This is a genomic window from Streptomyces sp. NPDC001292 (genome assembly GCF_042896465.1).
Lineage (GTDB): Bacteria > Actinomycetota > Actinomycetes > Streptomycetales > Streptomycetaceae > Streptomyces.
Window position 1 is genome coordinate 50772 of sequence record NZ_JBIAXG010000030.1, and the last position, 16688, is coordinate 67459.

General features: G+C 71.3%; 18 protein-coding genes. 17 read left to right on the forward strand and 1 reads right to left on the reverse strand.

Features of this window, described 5'->3' with window-relative positions; genetic code table 11:
• Nucleotides 1-19 precede the first annotated feature (19 nt).
• Both ffh and ftsH read left to right on the forward strand, forming a co-directional pair.
• Nucleotides 20-1567 carry a signal recognition particle protein gene (gene ffh, locus ACFY4A_RS27705; protein WP_390832112.1) on the forward strand — a complete coding sequence of 516 codons (1548 nt, stop codon included), beginning with the start codon at nt 20-22 and terminating at the stop codon, nt 1565-1567.
• 156 nt (nt 1568-1723) lie between these two features.
• Nucleotides 1724-3676, forward strand: a complete 1953-nt coding sequence (gene ftsH, locus ACFY4A_RS27710) for an ATP-dependent zinc metalloprotease FtsH (RefSeq protein ID WP_390832055.1) — start codon at nt 1724-1726, stop codon at nt 3674-3676.
• A 35-nt stretch (nt 3677-3711) separates the two neighbouring features.
• On the opposite strand, the gene ACFY4A_RS27715 is transcribed toward ftsH, so the two are convergent.
• Nucleotides 3712-4569, reverse strand: a complete 858-nt coding sequence (locus ACFY4A_RS27715; RefSeq protein ID WP_390832056.1) for an SAM-dependent methyltransferase — start codon at nt 4567-4569, stop codon at nt 3712-3714.
• Between the two features lie 533 nt (nt 4570-5102).
• On the opposite strand from ACFY4A_RS27715, the gene ACFY4A_RS27720 reads away from it, so the two are divergent.
• The 15 genes from ACFY4A_RS27720 (at nt 5103) to dprA (ending at nt 16489) form a co-directional block, all read left to right on the forward strand.
• Nucleotides 5103-5699 carry a hypothetical protein gene (locus ACFY4A_RS27720; protein ID WP_390832057.1) on the forward strand — a complete coding sequence of 199 codons (597 nt, stop codon included), beginning with the start codon at nt 5103-5105 and terminating at the stop codon, nt 5697-5699.
• A gap of 342 nt (nt 5700-6041) precedes the next feature.
• Nucleotides 6042-6470: a 30S ribosomal protein S16 gene (gene rpsP / locus ACFY4A_RS27725; RefSeq protein ID WP_390832058.1), complete on the forward strand. Its 429-nt coding sequence runs from the start codon at nt 6042-6044 to the stop codon at nt 6468-6470.
• A 5-nt stretch (nt 6471-6475) separates the two neighbouring features.
• On the forward strand, nt 6476-6715 hold the full coding sequence (locus ACFY4A_RS27730; protein WP_003973401.1) for an RNA-binding protein: 240 nt from the start codon (nt 6476-6478) through the stop codon (nt 6713-6715).
• Between the two features lie 112 nt (nt 6716-6827).
• Nucleotides 6828-7406, forward strand: coding sequence for a ribosome maturation factor RimM (rimM, locus tag ACFY4A_RS27735; protein WP_390832059.1), 579 nt, complete (start codon nt 6828-6830; stop codon nt 7404-7406).
• Nucleotides 7406-8239 carry a tRNA (guanosine(37)-N1)-methyltransferase TrmD gene (gene trmD / locus ACFY4A_RS27740; RefSeq protein ID WP_390832060.1) on the forward strand — a complete coding sequence of 278 codons (834 nt, stop codon included), beginning with the start codon at nt 7406-7408 and terminating at the stop codon, nt 8237-8239. Before rimM ends, trmD begins: the two co-directional genes overlap by 1 nt.
• Before the next feature lie 135 nt (nt 8240-8374).
• Nucleotides 8375-8725: a 50S ribosomal protein L19 gene (rplS, locus tag ACFY4A_RS27745; RefSeq protein WP_390832061.1), complete on the forward strand. Its 351-nt coding sequence runs from the start codon at nt 8375-8377 to the stop codon at nt 8723-8725.
• Between the two features lie 45 nt (nt 8726-8770).
• Nucleotides 8771-9502 carry a signal peptidase I gene (gene lepB, locus ACFY4A_RS27750; RefSeq protein ID WP_390832062.1) on the forward strand — a complete coding sequence of 244 codons (732 nt, stop codon included), beginning with the start codon at nt 8771-8773 and terminating at the stop codon, nt 9500-9502.
• Entirely contained in the window at nt 9495-10586 is a 1092-nt protein-coding gene (gene lepB, locus ACFY4A_RS27755; RefSeq protein WP_390832063.1) for a signal peptidase I, read from the forward strand. The genes lepB (ACFY4A_RS27750) and lepB (ACFY4A_RS27755) overlap by 8 nt, the downstream gene beginning before the upstream one ends.
• On the forward strand, nt 10474-11484 hold the full coding sequence (gene lepB / locus ACFY4A_RS27760) for a signal peptidase I (protein ID WP_390832064.1): 1011 nt from the start codon (nt 10474-10476) through the stop codon (nt 11482-11484). The genes lepB (ACFY4A_RS27755) and lepB (ACFY4A_RS27760) overlap by 113 nt, the downstream gene beginning before the upstream one ends.
• 77 nt (nt 11485-11561) lie before the next feature.
• Nucleotides 11562-12338: a signal peptidase I gene (gene lepB / locus ACFY4A_RS27765; protein WP_390832065.1), complete on the forward strand. Its 777-nt coding sequence runs from the start codon at nt 11562-11564 to the stop codon at nt 12336-12338.
• On the forward strand, nt 12328-12849 hold the full coding sequence (locus ACFY4A_RS27770) for an NUDIX hydrolase (RefSeq protein WP_390832066.1): 522 nt from the start codon (nt 12328-12330) through the stop codon (nt 12847-12849). Before lepB (ACFY4A_RS27765) ends, ACFY4A_RS27770 begins: the two co-directional genes overlap by 11 nt.
• A gap of 56 nt (nt 12850-12905) precedes the next feature.
• Nucleotides 12906-13214 (forward strand): DUF2469 domain-containing protein, encoded by a 309-nt coding sequence (locus tag ACFY4A_RS27775; protein WP_003993268.1) that lies wholly within the window; start codon nt 12906-12908, stop codon nt 13212-13214.
• 130 nt (nt 13215-13344) lie between these two features.
• Nucleotides 13345-13707: a YraN family protein gene (locus ACFY4A_RS27780; protein WP_390832067.1), complete on the forward strand. Its 363-nt coding sequence runs from the start codon at nt 13345-13347 to the stop codon at nt 13705-13707.
• Nucleotides 13707-15332, forward strand: a complete 1626-nt coding sequence (locus ACFY4A_RS27785) for a YifB family Mg chelatase-like AAA ATPase (RefSeq protein ID WP_390832068.1) — start codon at nt 13707-13709, stop codon at nt 15330-15332. The genes ACFY4A_RS27780 and ACFY4A_RS27785 overlap by 1 nt, the downstream gene beginning before the upstream one ends.
• A complete protein-coding gene (gene dprA, locus ACFY4A_RS27790) occupies nt 15329-16489 on the forward strand; it encodes a DNA-processing protein DprA (RefSeq protein ID WP_390832069.1) in 1161 nt (386 codons plus the stop codon). The genes ACFY4A_RS27785 and dprA overlap by 4 nt, the downstream gene beginning before the upstream one ends.
• Nucleotides 16490-16688 lie beyond the last annotated feature (199 nt).

Consider the following 16688-nt stretch of genomic DNA (forward strand, 5'->3'; position numbering starts at 1 on the left):
GCCGAGGACCGACGCCGCCGTGTTCGATACTCTCTCCGACCGCCTCTCAGCCACCTTCAAGTCCCTCAGGGGCAAGGGGCGCTTGAGCGAAGCGGACATCGACGCCACGGCGCGCGAGATCCGCATCGCGCTGCTCGAAGCCGACGTCGCCCTCCCGGTCGTGCGTTCGTTCATCAAGAACGTCAAGGAGCGCGCTCTCGGCGCCGAGGTCTCGAAGGCGCTGAACCCGGCCCAGCAGGTCCTCAAGATCGTCAACGACGAGCTGGTCACGATCCTGGGCGGCGAGACCCGACGCCTGCGCTTCGCCAAGCAGCCCCCCACCGTGATCATGCTCGCCGGCCTGCAGGGTGCCGGTAAGACCACCCTCGCGGGCAAGCTCGGCAAGTGGCTCAAGGAGCAGGGCCACTCCCCGCTGCTGGTCGCCTGTGACCTCCAGCGCCCGAACGCCGTCAACCAGCTCAGCGTCGTCGCCGAGCGCGCCGGCGTCGCCGTGTACGCGCCCGAGCCGGGCAACGGCGTCGGTGACCCGGTCAAGGTCGCAAAGGACTCCATCGAGCACGCGCGGACCAACGTCCACGACATCGTGATCGTGGACACCGCCGGCCGTCTCGGCATCGACCAGGAGATGATGCAGCAGGCGGCGGACATCAGGGACGTCGTCAGCCCCGACGAGATCCTGTTCGTCGTCGACGCGATGATCGGTCAGGACGCCGTCAACACCGCCGAGGCCTTCCGGGACGGCGTCGGTTTCGACGGCGTGGTGCTGTCCAAGCTCGACGGTGACGCCCGCGGTGGCGCGGCTCTGTCGATCCGGCAGATCACCGGCAAGCCGATCATGTTCGCGTCCAACGGTGAGAAGCTCGACGACTTCGACGCCTTCCACCCGGACCGGATGGCCTCCCGCATCCTCGACATGGGTGACCTGCTCACCCTGATCGAGCAGGCGGAGAAGACGTTCAGCCAGGAAGAGGCCGAGAAGATGGCCTCCAAGCTGGCGTCCAAGAAGGGCCAGGACTTCACCCTGGACGACTTCCTGGCGCAGATGGAGCAGGTCAGGAAGATGGGGTCGATCTCCAAGTTGCTCGGCATGCTGCCCGGCATGGGGCAGATCAAGGACCAGATCAACAACATCGACGAGCGGGACGTGGACCGCACGGCCGCGATCATCAAGTCGATGACCCCGGGCGAGCGCCAGGACCCGACGATCATCAACGGCTCGCGCCGCGCCCGTATCGCCAAGGGTTCCGGTGTCGAGGTCAGCGCGGTGAAGAATCTGGTCGAGCGGTTCTTCGAGGCGCGCAAGATGATGTCCCGCATGGCCCAGGGCGGCGGTATGCCCGGCATGCCGGGGATCCCGGGCATGGGCGGCGGCCCCGGCCGGACCAAGAAGCAGCCGAAGAAGGCCAAGGGCAAGCAGCGCTCCGGCAACCCGATGAAGCGCAAGCAGCAGGAGCAGGAGGATGCGGCCCGCCGCGCCGCCGCTCAGGCCGGCGGCGCCCTAGGACTGCCGCAGCAGGGCGGCCAGGACTTCGAGCTTCCGGACGAGTTCAAGAAGTTCATGGGCTGAGAACCTCCGAGAGGTTCATGGGCTGAGGCCCGACCCGAGCGCCGTACGGTTCGCGTGTGTCACCCGTACGGCGACTGGACGACGCTGAGGGCGCCCTTCCGCGGAGGGGCGCCCTCAGCGCGTGCCGGGGTACACCGTGTGCCGTAACGTCCAGATATGAGCAATGCCGCGCCGCAGCGCAATGGTTCTGACCAGCCGTGGCGTACCGAGGGAAAGCCGGACGAGCCGCCCAGGCGGCCCGGTGGCACGCGGATGCGCGGCAGGTGGTGGGGTCTGCTCGTCACCGCGGTGATCGTCTTCCTGGTGGCCTACGGCGGGCTGAGCTACTACAACCGGGGCAACGAGCCGACGATCTCGTACACCGAGTTCAGCAGGCAGCTCGACGTGGGCAACGTCGGCACGATCTACTCCAAGGGCGACGCGATCCAGGGTCGGCTCAAGAGCCCCCAGGCCAATCCCGAGGGCGGGGGGAAGTACGCCAAGTTCAAGACCCAGCGTCCGGCCTTCGCGGACGACAAGCTCTGGCAGAGTCTGAGCAGCCACCATGTCACGGTGACGGCGCGGCCTGTCGTGCAGGAGCGCGGTCTGCTGTCGAATCTGCTGCTCTCGCTGGCGCCGATCGTGGTGCTGGCGGCGCTGTGGATCTTCTTCGCGCGGCGGATCGGCTCGGGCCTGGGCGGGCCGGGCGGTCTGCTGGGGCGCAAGACGCCGCCCAGGCCGGTCGAACTGCAGCCGGGCACTCAGCGCACCACCTTCGCGGACGTGGCGGGCATCGACGAGGTCAAGGGCGAGCTGGACGACGTCGTCGACTTCCTGGAGCATCCGGACGCCTATCGCCACATGGGCGCGAAGATGCCCCGCGGGGTGCTGCTCACGGGGCCACCGGGCACGGGCAAGACGTTGCTCGCCCGGGCCGTGGCCGGTGAGGCGGGTGTGCCGTTCTTCTCGGCGTCGGCGTCCGAGTTCATCGAGATGATCGTGGGTGTGGGTGCCTCCCGGGTGCGCGAGCTGTTCGCGGAGGCCCGCAAGGTGGCGCCGTCGATCGTCTTCATCGACGAGATCGACACCATCGGCCGGGCCCGGGGCGGCGGCGCCTCGGTGGGCGGGCACGACGAGCGTGAGCAGACGCTGAACCAGATCCTGACGGAGATGGACGGTTTCTCCGGCTCGGAGGGCGTCATCGTGCTCGCCGCCACGAACCGCGCCGACGTGCTGGACCCCGCGCTGACCCGTCCCGGCCGTTTCGACCGGGTGGTGAGCGTCTCACCGCCGGACCGGGGCGGCCGTGAGGCGATCCTGCGGATCCACACCCGCCAGATCCCGCTCGCCCCGGACGTGGACCTCGCCCGGGTGGCCCGTACGACTCCGGGCATGACCGGGGCGGAGCTGGCCAACCTCGCCAACGAGGCCGCGCTGCTCGCGGTCAAGCGGCGGCAGCAGCGGGTGACGCCGACGGATTTCTCGGAGGCTCTGGAGAAGGTCCAGCTCGGCGCCGAGCGCGCGCTGGTGATGCCCGAGGAGGAGCGCAGGCGCACCGCGTACCACGAGAGCGGGCACGCTCTGCTGGGCATGCTCCAGCCCGGCGCCGACCCCGTTCGCAAGATCACCATCGTCCCCCGCGGGAGGGCGCTCGGGGTGACGCTGTCGACGCCGGAGTCCGACAAGTACGCGTACACCGAGGACTACCTGCGGGGCCGCATCATCGGCGCGCTGGGCGGCATGGCTGCGGAACACGCCGTCTACGGGGTCATCACGACCGGCTCCGAGCACGACCTCGAACAGGTCACCGGCATCGCCCGCGGGATGGTGGCCCGCTGGGGCATGAGCGAGCACCTGGGCCGCCTCTCCGCCCTGCCGGACGACGCCCAGCAGGCCTACGGACTCGCCGCCGCCCCGCAGACCCTGGACGCCATCGACAGCGAGATGCGGCGCATCGTCGACGAGTGCTACGAGGAGGCGTGCCGCAAGCTGCGTGACCACCGGGAGCAGCTGGACGCGCTGGCGCAGGCCCTGCTGGAGAACGAGACGCTGGAGGAGGCCGACGCCTACCGGGTCGCCGGGATCACCCGGCTGCGGAAGGAGGCGGAGGCCGACGGCGGCGTCCGGTGAGGTTCGTCCAGTGAGGTTCAGGGCGTCCGTGAGGTTCAGGGTGTCCGTGCGATCAGGTACCGGAACACGTTGGGCATCCATACGGTGCCGTCAGGCCGCTGGTGTGCGTGCAGGGCCTCGGTGAGTTCCTTGTCGACCTGGTTCCGGTCGGTGGCGGCGACGGCCGCGTCGAACAGCCCCGTGGAGAGCAGTCCGCGTACCGCGCTGTCGAGGTCGGCGTATCCGAAGGGGCAGGCGACGCGGCCGGAGCCGTCCGGCCGCAGCCCGGCGCGCTGGGCCACCTCCTCCAGGTCGTCGCGCAGGGCGGGGCGCCAGCTGCCCGGGCCGCGCAGCGGATCGGCGAGCTTGGTCGCCACCCGCAGCACGGACGAGGTCGCGCAGCGCTCCGGCGGTCCCCAGCCGGCCAGGACCACGGGCGCCCCGTGCTCGGCGAGCGGTGTCGCGGAGGCGAGCAGGCCGGCCAGCCCCTCCGAGTCGCCGGCGAGGCAGCCGATCGGCTCGAAGGCGCTCACGAGGGTGTACGCGGGGCTGTCGGGGCAGGCGGCGTCCCGCGGTGATCCGTCGACGATCCGGGCGGTCGCACGCGTGCGTGTGTCCCACGGCTCCGGCAGCAGCCGCTGCCGGGCGAGGGCGAGGCGCTCGGGGCAGGAGGAGTCGACACCGGTGACCGCCGCGCCTCTGGCCGCGGCGAGGAGCAGGGCGAGCCCGGAGCCGCAGCCGAGGGCCAGCATCCGTGTGCCGGAGCCCACGTCCAGTCGCGTGTAGACGGCCTCGTAGAGCGGGACCAGCATCCGCTCCTGGATCTCGGACCAGTCACGCGCGCGTGCGCGTGGCTCCGCGCCGGGCACTGGTGCCGTGTGCCGTACGTGCTGCCGCACGAGCGCAGCTGTCATGGATAGGCGCCCCAATCCGCCGAGTGTTGCCGCTGTGCCCGGTTCCGTGGCCCCGTGCCGTGCGCTCCCACTTCCCCCGTATGCCAGGTAACTCCGAGCCTTCCCTCGCGTCCAGGGGGCGCGGGGCCCTGCTTGCGTCCTGTGGCGGTGCGAGCCGGGATTTCACGTCCCGGCAACCTGGACCCGAGATCGACGTGGCCGGAAGTCGGCTTGTCTTGTGGGCCGGTGCCGGACGCCGGGGGCGCACCGGGTAACGTCGTGGGCGCCGGCCGCGGTGAGGGGCCCTGGCCTGGGAAGCGACCGAAACGCCTCTTGCGCGTGGCGCGATCCCGCCGCCCCCCGCGTGCGCGAGGGGCGTACGCGCCGGTGCGTACTCCCTTTGCGCACCACCTTGGGAGGAGCTGTGCGGCTTCTCCGCAGATCAGCGCACCCGCCCTCGTCAGGGCGCATCAGTGACGACTGACGGGTACGTGCAAATTATTTGGGATGCCCCGGAATAGGAACACAGCGGCACCCCGGCTCGTTGTCATTACGTGAGCACGACACCACCTGTTCTCGCCGCAGAGCTGGCGCAGGCGTGGGCCGACATTCAGCGGTACCACCCCGAGCTGCCAGATCTTGCCGCGCCTGAGTCCCTGATCGGGGAGTCCTCGTCCGCGTGCGGACACGAACTCTCCTTCGAGCGACTGCTTCACGAGGCAGTCCACGGCGTCGCCGCCGCGCGCGGCGTACGCGACACGTCCCGTGCCGGCCGCTACCACAACCGCAGGTTCCTCGCGATCTCCGAGGAGCTGGGCCTGGACCATCCCGAGGAGCCGCACCCGAGCAGCGGCTTCTCGCTGGTCACGCTCAGCCCCGAGGCGAAGCGGCGCTACCGTCCGACGATCGAGCGCCTTCAGCGTGCGCTGAAGGCACACTCGGTCGCCACCTCCGCCGACACCGGCCGTACCTTCCGCGGACCGGCCGCCCGCCACGGCTCCTCCGGCGGCGGGGTCAGGGTCAAGGCGGTCTGCGACTGCGGTCGCAATGTACGGGTCGTCCCCTCGGTCCTGGCCCAGGCCCCGATCATGTGCGGCGGCTGCGGCAAGCCGTTCAGGATCCCGGAGCCGGTGGGCGCGGCGACCGGCTGACCGGCTCACTGCGTACCGGCATCTCGTGGGTGCCGGATGAGCAGCAGGACGGTGCGCGGGGCGCCGCCGTACGTGGCGGTGCCCCCGCCGGCGCGGGCAGGCGCTCGCATTCCACGGCACCCGGAGCGCCGGGTGCCGCACGGTCGTGCCCGCGGGCGGCCGCCGCATCACCCTCCGCGGAAAGAGGCCCGCCGGGTGTGGCAGAATGGGCAGCTGTACTCGACAGCCGCACAGGACCCCTCTCTCCTCCGGCTGACGCGTCCATCGGGCACTCGGGTACCGCAACCCCACGCGGCGTCTCCGCCGTGCCCAACCACGTCAAATCCAGGAGAACCCACTCCCGTGGCAGTCAAGATCAAGCTGAAGCGTCTGGGCAAGATCCGTTCGCCTCACTACCGCATCGTCGTCGCCGACTCCCGTACCCGCCGTGACGGCCGGGCCATCGAGGAGATCGGTCTGTACCACCCGGTGCAGAACCCCTCGCGCATCGAGGTCAACGCCGAGCGCGTGGCGTACTGGCTCTCCGTCGGCGCCCAGCCGACCGAGCCCGTGCTCGCCATCCTGAAGAAGACCGGCGACTGGCAGAAGTTCAAGGGCGAGCCCGCCCCTGCGCCGCTGCTCCAGCCGGCGGAGAAGGCCGCGCGTCCGTCGTTCGAGGCCCTCGGTGGTGACGACGAGAACAAGGGTGAGGCCATCACCCAGAAGAAGAAGGCTGAGAAGAAGGACGAGGCCGCTGCCGAGTCTTCTTCGGCTGAGTCGACCGAGGCCTGAGCAGCATGCTCGAGGAGGCGCTTGAGCACCTCGTGAAGGGCATCGTCGACAACCCTGACGATGTGCAGGTCGCCTCGCGCAACCTGCGCCGCGGACGCGTGCTCGAGGTCCGGGTCCACCCGGACGACCTCGGCAAGGTGATCGGCCGCAACGGCCGCACCGCACGCGCCCTGCGCACCGTCGTGGGCGCCATCGGTGGCCGCGGTGTCCGTGTCGACCTCGTCGACGTGGACCACGTCCGCTGACGCTTTTCGCAACCGGCTCGGGCCGGGGAGGGCCGCTGGGCCGTCCCCGGCCCGTAGTCGTATGAGCCGCCCGGCGGCCCGCGTTCAGACGTTCCGACAGGAGATCTTCCACGTGCAGCTGGTAGTCGCACGGATCGGCCGCGCCCACGGCATCAAGGGCGAGGTCACCGTGGAGGTACGTACCGACGAGCCCGAACTGCGGCTCGCCCCCGGCGCCGTCCTGGCCACCGACCCGGCGTCCGCCGGCCCGCTGACCATCGAGACGGGCCGCGTCCACAGCGGCCGCCTCCTGCTGCGCTTCGAGGGCGTGCGTGACCGCAACGCCGCCGAGGCCCTGCGCAACACCCTCCTGATCGCCGAGATCGACCCGGAGGAGCTTCCCGAGGGCGAGGACGAGTACTACGACCACCAGCTGATCGACCTCGACGTCGTCACCGAGGACGGCACGGAGGTCGGCCGGATCACGGAGATCTCCCACCTGCCCTCCCAGGACCTCCTGATCGTCGAGCGTCCGGACGGCACCGAGGTGATGATCCCGTTCGTCGGGGAGATCGTCACCGAGATCGACCTGGAGGAGCAGCGGGCGGTCGTCGACCCGCCGCCCGGCCTCATCGACGACCGGTCCGTCCTCGACGAGGCCGCCGACGGACCCGGCGCCTCGTCCCGCACGTCCGCGGAGGAAGAGTCCTGATGCGGCTCGACGTCGTCACGATCTTCCCCGAGTACCTGGAACCCCTGAACGTCTCCCTCGTCGGCAAGGCACGCGCGCGTGGACAGCTGAACGTGCACGTCCACGATCTGCGCGGCTGGACTTACGACCGCCACCACACGGTCGACGACACGCCCTACGGAGGCGGTCCCGGCATGGTCATGAAGACCGAGCCCTGGGGCGACGCCCTGGACACCGTCCTCGCCGACGGCTACGAGACCGGCTCCCACGCGCCCGCGCTCATCGTCCCGACGCCCAGCGGCCGCCCCTTCACCCAGGAACTCGCCGTGGAGCTCTCCGAGCGCCCCTGGCTGATCTTCACGCCGGCCCGCTACGAGGGCATCGACCGCCGGGTGATGGACGAGTACGCCACCCGGATGCCCGTCTACGAGGTCTCCATCGGCGACTACGTCCTCGCCGGCGGCGAGGCGGCCGTGCTCGTCGTCACCGAGGCCGTGGCGCGGCTGCTGCCCGGCGTCCTGGGCAACGCCGAGTCGCACCGCGACGACTCCTTCGCGCCCGGCACGATGGCCAACCTCCTGGAGGGCCCCGTCTACACCAAGCCGCCCCTCTGGCGCGACCGCGGCATCCCCGAGGTGCTGCTCAGCGGCCACCACGGGAAGATCGCCCGCTGGCGGCGCGACGAGGCCCTGCGGCGAACGACGGCCCACCGGCCGGACCTCATCGAGCGCTGCGATCCGAAGGTCTTCGACAAGAAGGACCGCGAGATGCTGTCCATCCTGGGCTGGGCGCCGGACCGCGAGGGGGAGGCACACGGCCGATTTTGGCGCAGGACCGGCGGCGTGGAAGAATAGACCGCTGTTGTGCGCCGGTCCGGCGTGCGCCCCTGCCACAGGGGGACACGACGCCCGTCCCGACCCGCGCAACACCGATCCCGTACATCTAGTTCCCGTTGATGACCTGTGGCATCAACGAAGAAAGCAGACGAAATGTCTCACCTGCTCGACTCCGTCGACGCCGCGTCGCTGCGCGAGGACGTCCCGGCCTTCCGCCCGGGCGACACCGTCAACGTCCACGTCCGCGTCATCGAGGGCAACCGCTCCCGTGTTCAGCAGTTCAAGGGCGTGGTGATCCGTCGCCAGGGCTCCGGCGTGCGCGAGACCTTCACGGTCCGCAAGGTCTCCTTCTCCGTCGGCGTCGAGCGCACCTTCCCGGTGCACACCCCGATCGTCGAGAAGATCGAGCTCGTCACCAAGGGTGACGTGCGCCGCGCCAAGCTGTACTACCTGCGCGAGCTGCGCGGCAAGGCCGCGAAGATCAAGGAGAAGCGCGAGAGCTGAGCGCCTCCCGGAGTTCATGGCGGGGCCGGATAACATTCGGCCCCGATGGACACCGAAGCACAGCAGACGGAGCGCGACCGCTCCTCCCGCCCTTGTGACGGCGAACCCGGAAAGACCCCGGGAACGCCGGGGCCGGAGGAACGGTCGCGTTTCGCGTTGATGTCGCGGATCACCGAGTGGCTTCCCGGCGGGAGGATCACCCTGACCGCGATGGGCGGCCTGGTCCTCCTGCTGCTCCTCAACACGTTCGTGGTGCAGCCGTTCGAGATTCCGAGCGGATCCATGGAGCCGGGATTGAGGATCGGGGACCGCGTTGCCGTAAACAAGTTGGCGTACCGCTTCGGAGCCGTGCCGCGGCGCGGCGATGTCGTCGTGTTCGACGGCACCGGGTACTTCGGGCACGGCGACTACATCAAACGCGTTGTGGGTGTAGGCGGAGACCATGTGGTCTGCTGTGACAAGGAGGGCAGGATCCAGGTGAACGGCCGGTCGGTCGACGAGTCGACGTTCCTCCACCCCGGTGACAGCCCGTCCGCCGCGCCCTTCGACGTCGTTGTGCCCGAGGGCACCCTGTTCGTCCTCGGTGACCACCGCGGGGACTCCAGTGACTCCCGCGACCATCTGGGCTCGCCGGGTGGCGGCATGATCCCGGTCGGCGACGTGATCGGCCGGGCCGACTGGATCGTCTGGCCCTTCGGCCACCGGACCCATCTGCACCGCCCGGACGCCTACGCACGCGTGCCCGCCGCCGGACATGCGGGCGGCACCCATGGGTAGCCGCGGCAGACCGCGCGGCGTCCCCGCCAACGCCGCGGACAACCTTCTGCCCACCGGGGCCCGGCGCACCGCGGGTCCGGCCGGTGGCCGCACCCGCGCGGAGCGGCGCAAGCTGCAACGCAAGGTCAAGCGGCGGCGCAGGCGCTCCGCGGTCCGGGAGATACCGCTCCTCGTCGGCGTGGCCGTGCTCATAGCCCTGGTGCTGAAGACCTTCCTCGTGCAGGCCTTCGTGATCCCGTCGGGCTCCATGGAGCAGACGATCCAGATCGGCGACCGGGTCCTGGTCGACAAGTTCACCCCGTGGTTCGGCGCCAAGCCGCAGCGCGGGGACGTCGTCGTCTTCCACGACCCGGGCGGCTGGCTGGCCGGTGAGCAGACCGCCCACAAGGACGACCCCATCGGCGTCAAGCAGGTCAAGCAGGGCCTCACCTTCATCGGCCTGCTTCCCTCCGACGACGAGAAGGACCTCATCAAGCGGGTCGTCGGCGTCGGCGGGGACCACGTCAAGTGCTGCGACACCCAGGGCAGGGTGACCGTCAACGGCGTTCCCCTGGACGAGGCGGCCTACCTCCATCCGGACAACGCCCCCTCCAACACCCAGTTCGCCATCACCGTCCCCCAGGGCCGGCTGTGGGTGATGGGCGACCACCGGGCCAACTCCGCCGACTCGCGTGCCCACCGGCACACCCCGTACGGCGGCACCGTCTCGGAGAGTTCCGTGGTGGGGCGGGCCATGGTCATCGGCTGGCCCGTCGGCCACTGGACCGTGCTGAAGGAGCCGAAAACCTTCTCTTCGGTGCCCGACGCGGCCGCTGGGTCGACCGCGGCTCCCCGGCTGTCGCATAGGGTTGCCCCAGACGATCCGAACGGATCGGTTCGACTCCCGAGCCCTGCGGAACTCCCGCTCGTTATGGGAGTGGTGGGCCTGCGCCGCATACGGGGCAGGCGGCGGCACGGAGTGAGGAGTTGGCGTGGGGGATGTGGCGGTTGGCGCACGGTCCGGACACGGCGGCGAGGAGCACCGCGGACGCCCCGAGGGAGCGGTGGGCCCCGCTGCGCGCAGCGCCGTGGCCTCCGGGAGTGAGAGCGAAGCAGCCGAGGACAGCACGGTGACGGAGCACAACCACAGCGGTGACCAGGGGAGCGGAGGCAGCTCCTCCGAGGCGGGGAAGCCCCGCTCCTTCTGGAAGGAACTGCCCATCCTGATCGGTATCGCGCTGGTGCTGGCGCTGCTGATCAAGACCTTTCTCGTACAGGCGTTCTCGATTCCCTCGGACTCGATGCAGAACACCCTTCAGCGGGGCGACCGTGTGCTGGTCGACAAGCTGACCCCGTGGTTCGGCTCCGAGCCCGAGCGCGGCGAGGTCGTCGTCTTCCACGATCCGGACGACTGGCTGGCGGGCGAGCCTGCGGCCAGACCCAACGCGCTGCAGACGGTGCTCAGCTGGATCGGCCTGATGCCGTCCGCGGAGGAGAAGGACCTCATCAAGCGCGTCATCGGCGTCGGCGGCGACACGGTCGAGTGCAAGAACACCGGCCCCCTGCTGGTCAACGGCCAGCCGCTGGACGAGCCGTACGTCTACCCGGGCAACACGCCGTGCAGCGTCGACGACCAGGGCGGCCAGTTCACGGTGCACGTGCCCGAGGGCTACATCTGGGTCATGGGCGACCACCGGCAGAACTCCCGGGACTCGCGCTACAACCAGAGCGACAAGAACCACGGCATGGTCCCGGTCAAGGACGTCGTCGGCCGTGCCATCGTCAAGGCCTGGCCGATCAACCGCTGGGGCACGCTGCCCGTTCCGGAGACCTTCGACCAGCAGGGCATCAACCAGCCGATCTCGGCGGCGGGCGCCCTGACGGTGGCCCCCGAGGGCGTGGCCCTGACCGCGGTCGTGCCGGTGGCGGTGTGGCGGCGCAGGCGGGCCGCGAAGGCCGCGGCCGCTACGGGCACCCCGACGACGACCACGGGAAGCCGCTGAGCCCTCGTGGAGCGTGCGGCGGTGACCCGGAAGGAGGGGCTGCCCCGTTCGGGTACCGGCCGGTAGGGTGCAGGTCCATGGGTGGCGAGAGCACGACGCGTACGGCCCCGCGCAGCGGCGGCACAGGCAGGGATCCGGTGGGCGGCAAGGCCGGGCAGCGGCTGTCCGGGCTCGCCGTGGCCGTGGGGCTGGCGCTGTTCCTCGCGGGGTTCGCGTGGGCGGCGGTGATCTACCGCCCGTACACCGTGCCCACCAGTTCGATGGCGCCGACGATCGGCACGGGCGACCGGGTGCTGGCCCAGCGGGTCGACGGCGGTCAGGTGCGCCGCGGTGACGTGGTCGTCTTCCGCGACAAGAACTGGGTGCAGAACTCAGCCGTGATCAAACGCGTGGTCGCCGTCGGTGGCGACACCGTCTCCTGCTGCGAGCAGGGCAAGCTGACCGTCAACGGCAAGCAGGTCGACGAGCCGTATCTGAAGGGCGCCGTCGCCGAGGCCGGCGGCTTCCCGACCGTGAAGGTGCCCCAGGGCCGACTGTTCCTGCTCGGCGACGAGCGCCAGGGCTCCCTGGACTCCACCGCCCACCTCACGGACGCGGACGCGGGCACCGTCTCGCGCGACGCCGTGGACGCCAGGGTCGACGCCGTGGTCTGGCCCATGAAGGGCCTGCTGGAGCGTCCCACCGGTTTCGAGGCGCTCGGCGCCCTCTCCCGGCCGGGACCGCTGCGCACGATCACCACGATGATCGTGGCGGGTGCCGTCCTGGTCCTCGCCGGGGGCGCCTACGGCCCGATCGCGAAACGGCTGGGCGGCACCCGCGCCCGCACCCGGACGGAGCCGGCCGGTGCTCGCTGAGGACGCCGAGGGCACGGACGGCCACCGCGGCGGACTGCGCAAGGTCGCCCGGGTGGTCCTGCTCGACCCCGAGGACCGCATTCTCCTGCTGCACGGCCACGAGCCGGACGACCCGGCGGACGACTGGTGGTTCACCCCGGGCGGCGGCCTGGAGGGCGCCGAGACGCGCGAGGAGGCCGCCCTGCGGGAACTCGCCGAGGAGACCGGCATCACCGAGGTCGAACTCGGCCCGGTGCTGTGGCGCCGCACGTGCTCGTTCCCGTTCGCGGGCCGACGCTGGAACCAGGACGAGTGGTACTACCTGGCCCGTACGGACCGGACCGCGATCGAGGCCACGGCCCTGACCGAGCTGGAGCGGCGCAGCGTCGCCGGAGCGCGCTGGTGGACGTGTCAGGAACTGATCCGGGCACATGAGACGGTGTATCCGACCAGACTCGCCGAGCTGCTGCGCACACTGCTCGACGAAGGTCCCCCGGCCGGGCCCGTGACCCTCGACACCGAAATCGTCTAGGGCCTCATGGAACTGGCGCACAATGGTGGGATCGCACGGCTGAAGGGGAACATGCCATGAGCGCCGAGGACCTCGAGAAGTACGAGACCGAGATGGAGCTCAAGCTCTACCGGGAGTACCGCGATGTCGTCGGTCTGTTCAAATACGTGATCGAGACCGAGCGGCGCTTCTACCTCACCAATGACTACGAGATGCAGGTCCACTCGGTACAGGGTGAGGTGTTCTTCGAGGTGTCGATGGCTGACGCCTGGGTGTGGGACATGTACCGGCCGGCCCGGTTCGTGAAGCAGGTACGCGTCCTCACATTCAAGGACGTGAACATCGAGGAGCTGAACAAGAGCGATCTGGAACTGCCGAGCGGGTGAGGGGCGTCATCGGTCCTCGCTCTATATCACTCGCGTGAGTGACAGCGTTGTCCACAACCGGTGAGTAACCCACCAAGATCCACTCCGTGGGGCCGGATGCGTGACCGTGGGCGCCGGAGGTGGTGCCGACATGAACGCACGAAGCGCGCTCGGCAGGTACGGAGAGGGCCTGGCGGTCCGGCGACTGGCCCAGACCGGCATGACGGTCCTGGAGCGCAACTGGCGCTGCGGCAGGACCGGCGAGATCGACATCGTGGCCCGGGACGGCGACGTCCTGGTCGTCTGCGAGGTGAAGACCCGCCGGGAGGGAATCTTCGAACATCCGATGGCCGCGGTCACACCGGAGAAGGCCGAGCGGCTGCGCGGCCTCGCGGAACGCTGGATCCAGTCCCACGGAGGGGCGCCGCCCGGAGGCGTCCGCATCGACCTGGTCGGCGTCCTGCTGCCCCGGCGCGGCGCCCCCGTGGTCGAGCACGTGCGGGGGGCCGCCTGATGGGCTTCGCGCGTACGTGCTCCGTGACCCTCGTGGGTGTCGAGGGCGTGGTCGTCGAGGTCCAGGCCGACCTCGAACCGGGCGTCGCCGCCTTCACCCTGGTGGGCCTGCCGGACAAGAGTCTGACCGAAAGCCGGGACCGGGTGCGGGCCGCGGTGGTCAACTCCGGTGGCGAATGGCCGCAGAAGAAGCTCACGGTCGGGCTCAGCCCGGCTTCGGTGCCCAAGGCCGGCAGCGGCTTCGATCTGGCCGTGGCCTGCGCGGTGCTCGGCGCCGCGGAACGGATCGACCCCAGGGTGCTCGCCGACATCGTGATGATCGGGGAACTCGGCCTGGACGGGCGGGTGCGTCCGGTCAGGGGCATCCTGCCGGCGGTCCTGGCCGCCGCCGACGCCGGGTACGAACAGGTGGTCGTGCCCGAGTGCGCCGCCGCCGAGGCCTCACTGGTGCCCGGCGTCTCCGTCCTCGGCGTGCGCAGCCTGCGGCAGCTGATCGCGGTGCTGACCGACGAGCCGGTGCCCGAGGAGGACCCGGGCGAGCAGGGACGACCGGACCCGCTGCTGGCCGGCCTGCGTCTGCCCGGCACGGGCGCGGCCGCCGGAATGAACAGCGTGGGCGCCGCCCATCAGGACCAGGGACACGACCTCGCCGACGTCGTCGGCCAGGTCTCGGCCCGTACGGCGGTGGAGGTCGCCGCGGCCGGGGCCCACCACCTGTTCCTCGAAGGGCCGCCGGGCGCGGGCAAGACCATGCTCGCCGAGCGGCTGCCCGCAGTCCTGCCCCGCCTCGCCCGGGAGGATTCCCTGGAGGTCACCGCGATCCACTCGGTGGCCGGACTCCTGCCGCCGGGCAGACCTCTGATCGACCTCGCCCCCTACTGCGCCCCGCACCACTCGGCCACCATGCAGGCCCTCGTCGGCGGCGGCCCGGGCGTCGCCAGGCCGGGGGCCGTGTCGCTCGCCCACCGGGGCGTGCTCTTCCTGGACGAGACCCCGGAGTTCAGCAGCCACGCGCTCGACGCCCTGCGCCAGCCGCTGGAGGCGGGCCATGTGGTGATCGCCCGCAGCGCCGGGGTGGTGCGGTTCCCGGCGAAGTTCCTGATGGTGCTCGCGGCCAACCCGTGCCCCTGCGGCCGGTTCTCGCTGCGGGACACTCTGTGCGACTGCCCGCCCTCGGCGGTCCGCCGCTACCAGGCCAGGCTGTCCGGACCGCTGCTCGACCGGGTCGACCTGCGGGTCGAGGTCGACCCGGTCACCCGCTCCGAGCTCACCCGGAGCGACGCCCGGGGCGAGGCCACGGTGACGGTGGCCGACCGGGTGCGGGCCGCCAGGGAACGCGCGGCGGCCCGGCTCGCGGGCACACCGTGGCGGACCAACAGCGAGGTGCCCGGCCGCGAGCTGCGCAGCCGCTGGCTCGCGGCGGCCGGCGCGATGGACGAGGCCGAGCGCGGCCTGGAGCGGGGCGTCCTCACCGCGCGCGGGCTCGACCGTGTCCTGCGGGTCGCCTGGACGGTCGCGGACCTCGCAGGTCACGACCGGCCCGACGCGTCGGACGTCGCCCTGGCGCTGCAACTGCGCACCGGAGTACCCCGGGGCGTGCCCATGGCCATCGGGGCGCCGGCGTGAACACCACCCAAGCCTCCGACCGCGAACTGCTCGCCCGGGTCTTCCTCAGCCGGGTGCTCGAGCCCGGGGACGAGGCCGGCGGGCGGTGGCTGCGGGAGTTCGGGGCGGTGGAGGTGGCCCGGCGGCTGCGGGACGGCGCCCCGCGGCTCGCCGGGGTGTCGGACAAGCGGTGGGCTGGGCTGTGTGCCCAGGCGGCACGGGCCGAGCCCGAACGGGACCTCGCCGCGGCACGGGAGGCCGGAGTGCGGTTCGTACGGCCCGGGGACACCGAGTGGCCCGCCCAGCTCGACGACCTCGGCGACGCGCGGCCCACCGGACTGTGGGTGCGCGGTCGGCCCAGCCTGCGGATATGGGCGCTGCGCTCGGTCGCGGTCGTCGGCGCCCGCGCCTGCACCCAGTACGGCGCCCACATGGCCGCGGCCCTCGCCGCCGGCCTCGCCGAGCGCGGCTGGGTCGTGGTCTCCGGCGGCGCCTACGGAGTCGACGGCGCCGCACACCGGGGCGCGCTCTCCGCGGGCGGCGCCACCGTCGCCGTCCTGGCCTGCGGCGTCGACCGGCCCTATCCGCGCGGGCACACCGAGTTGATCACCAGGATCGCGCAGCAGGGTCTGGTGGTCGGCGAATTGCCGCCCGGTGCCCACCCGACGCCCAGCCGGTTCATCGTCCGCAACAGAGTGATCGCGGCGCTCACCCGGGGCACCGTGGTGGTCGAGGCCGCCCACCGCAGCGGTTCCCTGATCACCGCGCGGGCGGCGCAGCGGCTCGGACGGCACACCATGGGGGTGCCCGGCCCGGCCACCAGCGCGCTCTCCGCCGGTGTCCACGAACTTCTGCGCGGCGGGTCGGTGCTGGTCTCCGACGCCGCGGAAGTCGTCGAACTGGTCGGTGACATGGGTGAACTCGCCCCGGACCGGCGCGGTCCCGTACTCCCGCGCGACCTGCTGGAACCGGACGCCCGGCAGGTTCTGGCCGCGCTGCCGGCGCGCGGCGGGGCGACGCCGCACGAGATCGCCCGCGGCGCCCAGACGACCGCGGACGACGCGATCGCGAAGCTGTACGAACTCCGATCACTGGGTTACGTCGAACGACATGGCGAGGGATGGAAGTTGACACGCCAGGCGCTGATCTCGGCCCGGGAGGGCCGCGAGCGGTGCTGACCGAGCGTGTTCGGCCGTCCGGGGGAGGCCCGACGCCGGTGGGGATTCCCGCAGTTGGGCGCTGTGGCGGTCACCGAGGGTGACGCGCGTGACCCGGCGGGCCCATCGCGGAACGAATCTGCGCACGCTCCGTGCCCCGCCGTTCGCGCACCGCGACACTCCAGTCACGCTACGCTCACGTGGTTCCGACCTCACAGAA

Coding starts and splice junctions, on each gene's coding strand:
- lepB (WP_390832062.1), top strand. CDS start 8,771: ATGGACACCGAAGCACAGCAGACGGAGCGCGACCGCTCCTCCCGCCCT.
- trmD (WP_390832060.1), top strand. CDS start 7,406: ATGCGGCTCGACGTCGTCACGATCTTCCCCGAGTACCTGGAACCCCTG.
- ACFY4A_RS27780 (WP_390832067.1), top strand. CDS start 13,345: ATGAACGCACGAAGCGCGCTCGGCAGGTACGGAGAGGGCCTGGCGGTC.
- rplS (WP_390832061.1), top strand. CDS start 8,375: ATGTCTCACCTGCTCGACTCCGTCGACGCCGCGTCGCTGCGCGAGGAC.
- ftsH (WP_390832055.1), top strand. CDS start 1,724: ATGAGCAATGCCGCGCCGCAGCGCAATGGTTCTGACCAGCCGTGGCGT.
- ACFY4A_RS27730 (WP_003973401.1), top strand. CDS start 6,476: ATGCTCGAGGAGGCGCTTGAGCACCTCGTGAAGGGCATCGTCGACAAC.
- ACFY4A_RS27775 (WP_003993268.1), top strand. CDS start 12,906: ATGAGCGCCGAGGACCTCGAGAAGTACGAGACCGAGATGGAGCTCAAG.
- lepB (WP_390832065.1), top strand. CDS start 11,562: ATGGGTGGCGAGAGCACGACGCGTACGGCCCCGCGCAGCGGCGGCACA.
- ACFY4A_RS27785 (WP_390832068.1), top strand. CDS start 13,707: ATGGGCTTCGCGCGTACGTGCTCCGTGACCCTCGTGGGTGTCGAGGGC.
- lepB (WP_390832063.1), top strand. CDS start 9,495: ATGGGTAGCCGCGGCAGACCGCGCGGCGTCCCCGCCAACGCCGCGGAC.
- ACFY4A_RS27715 (WP_390832056.1), bottom strand. CDS start 4,569: ATGACAGCTGCGCTCGTGCGGCAGCACGTACGGCACACGGCACCAGTG.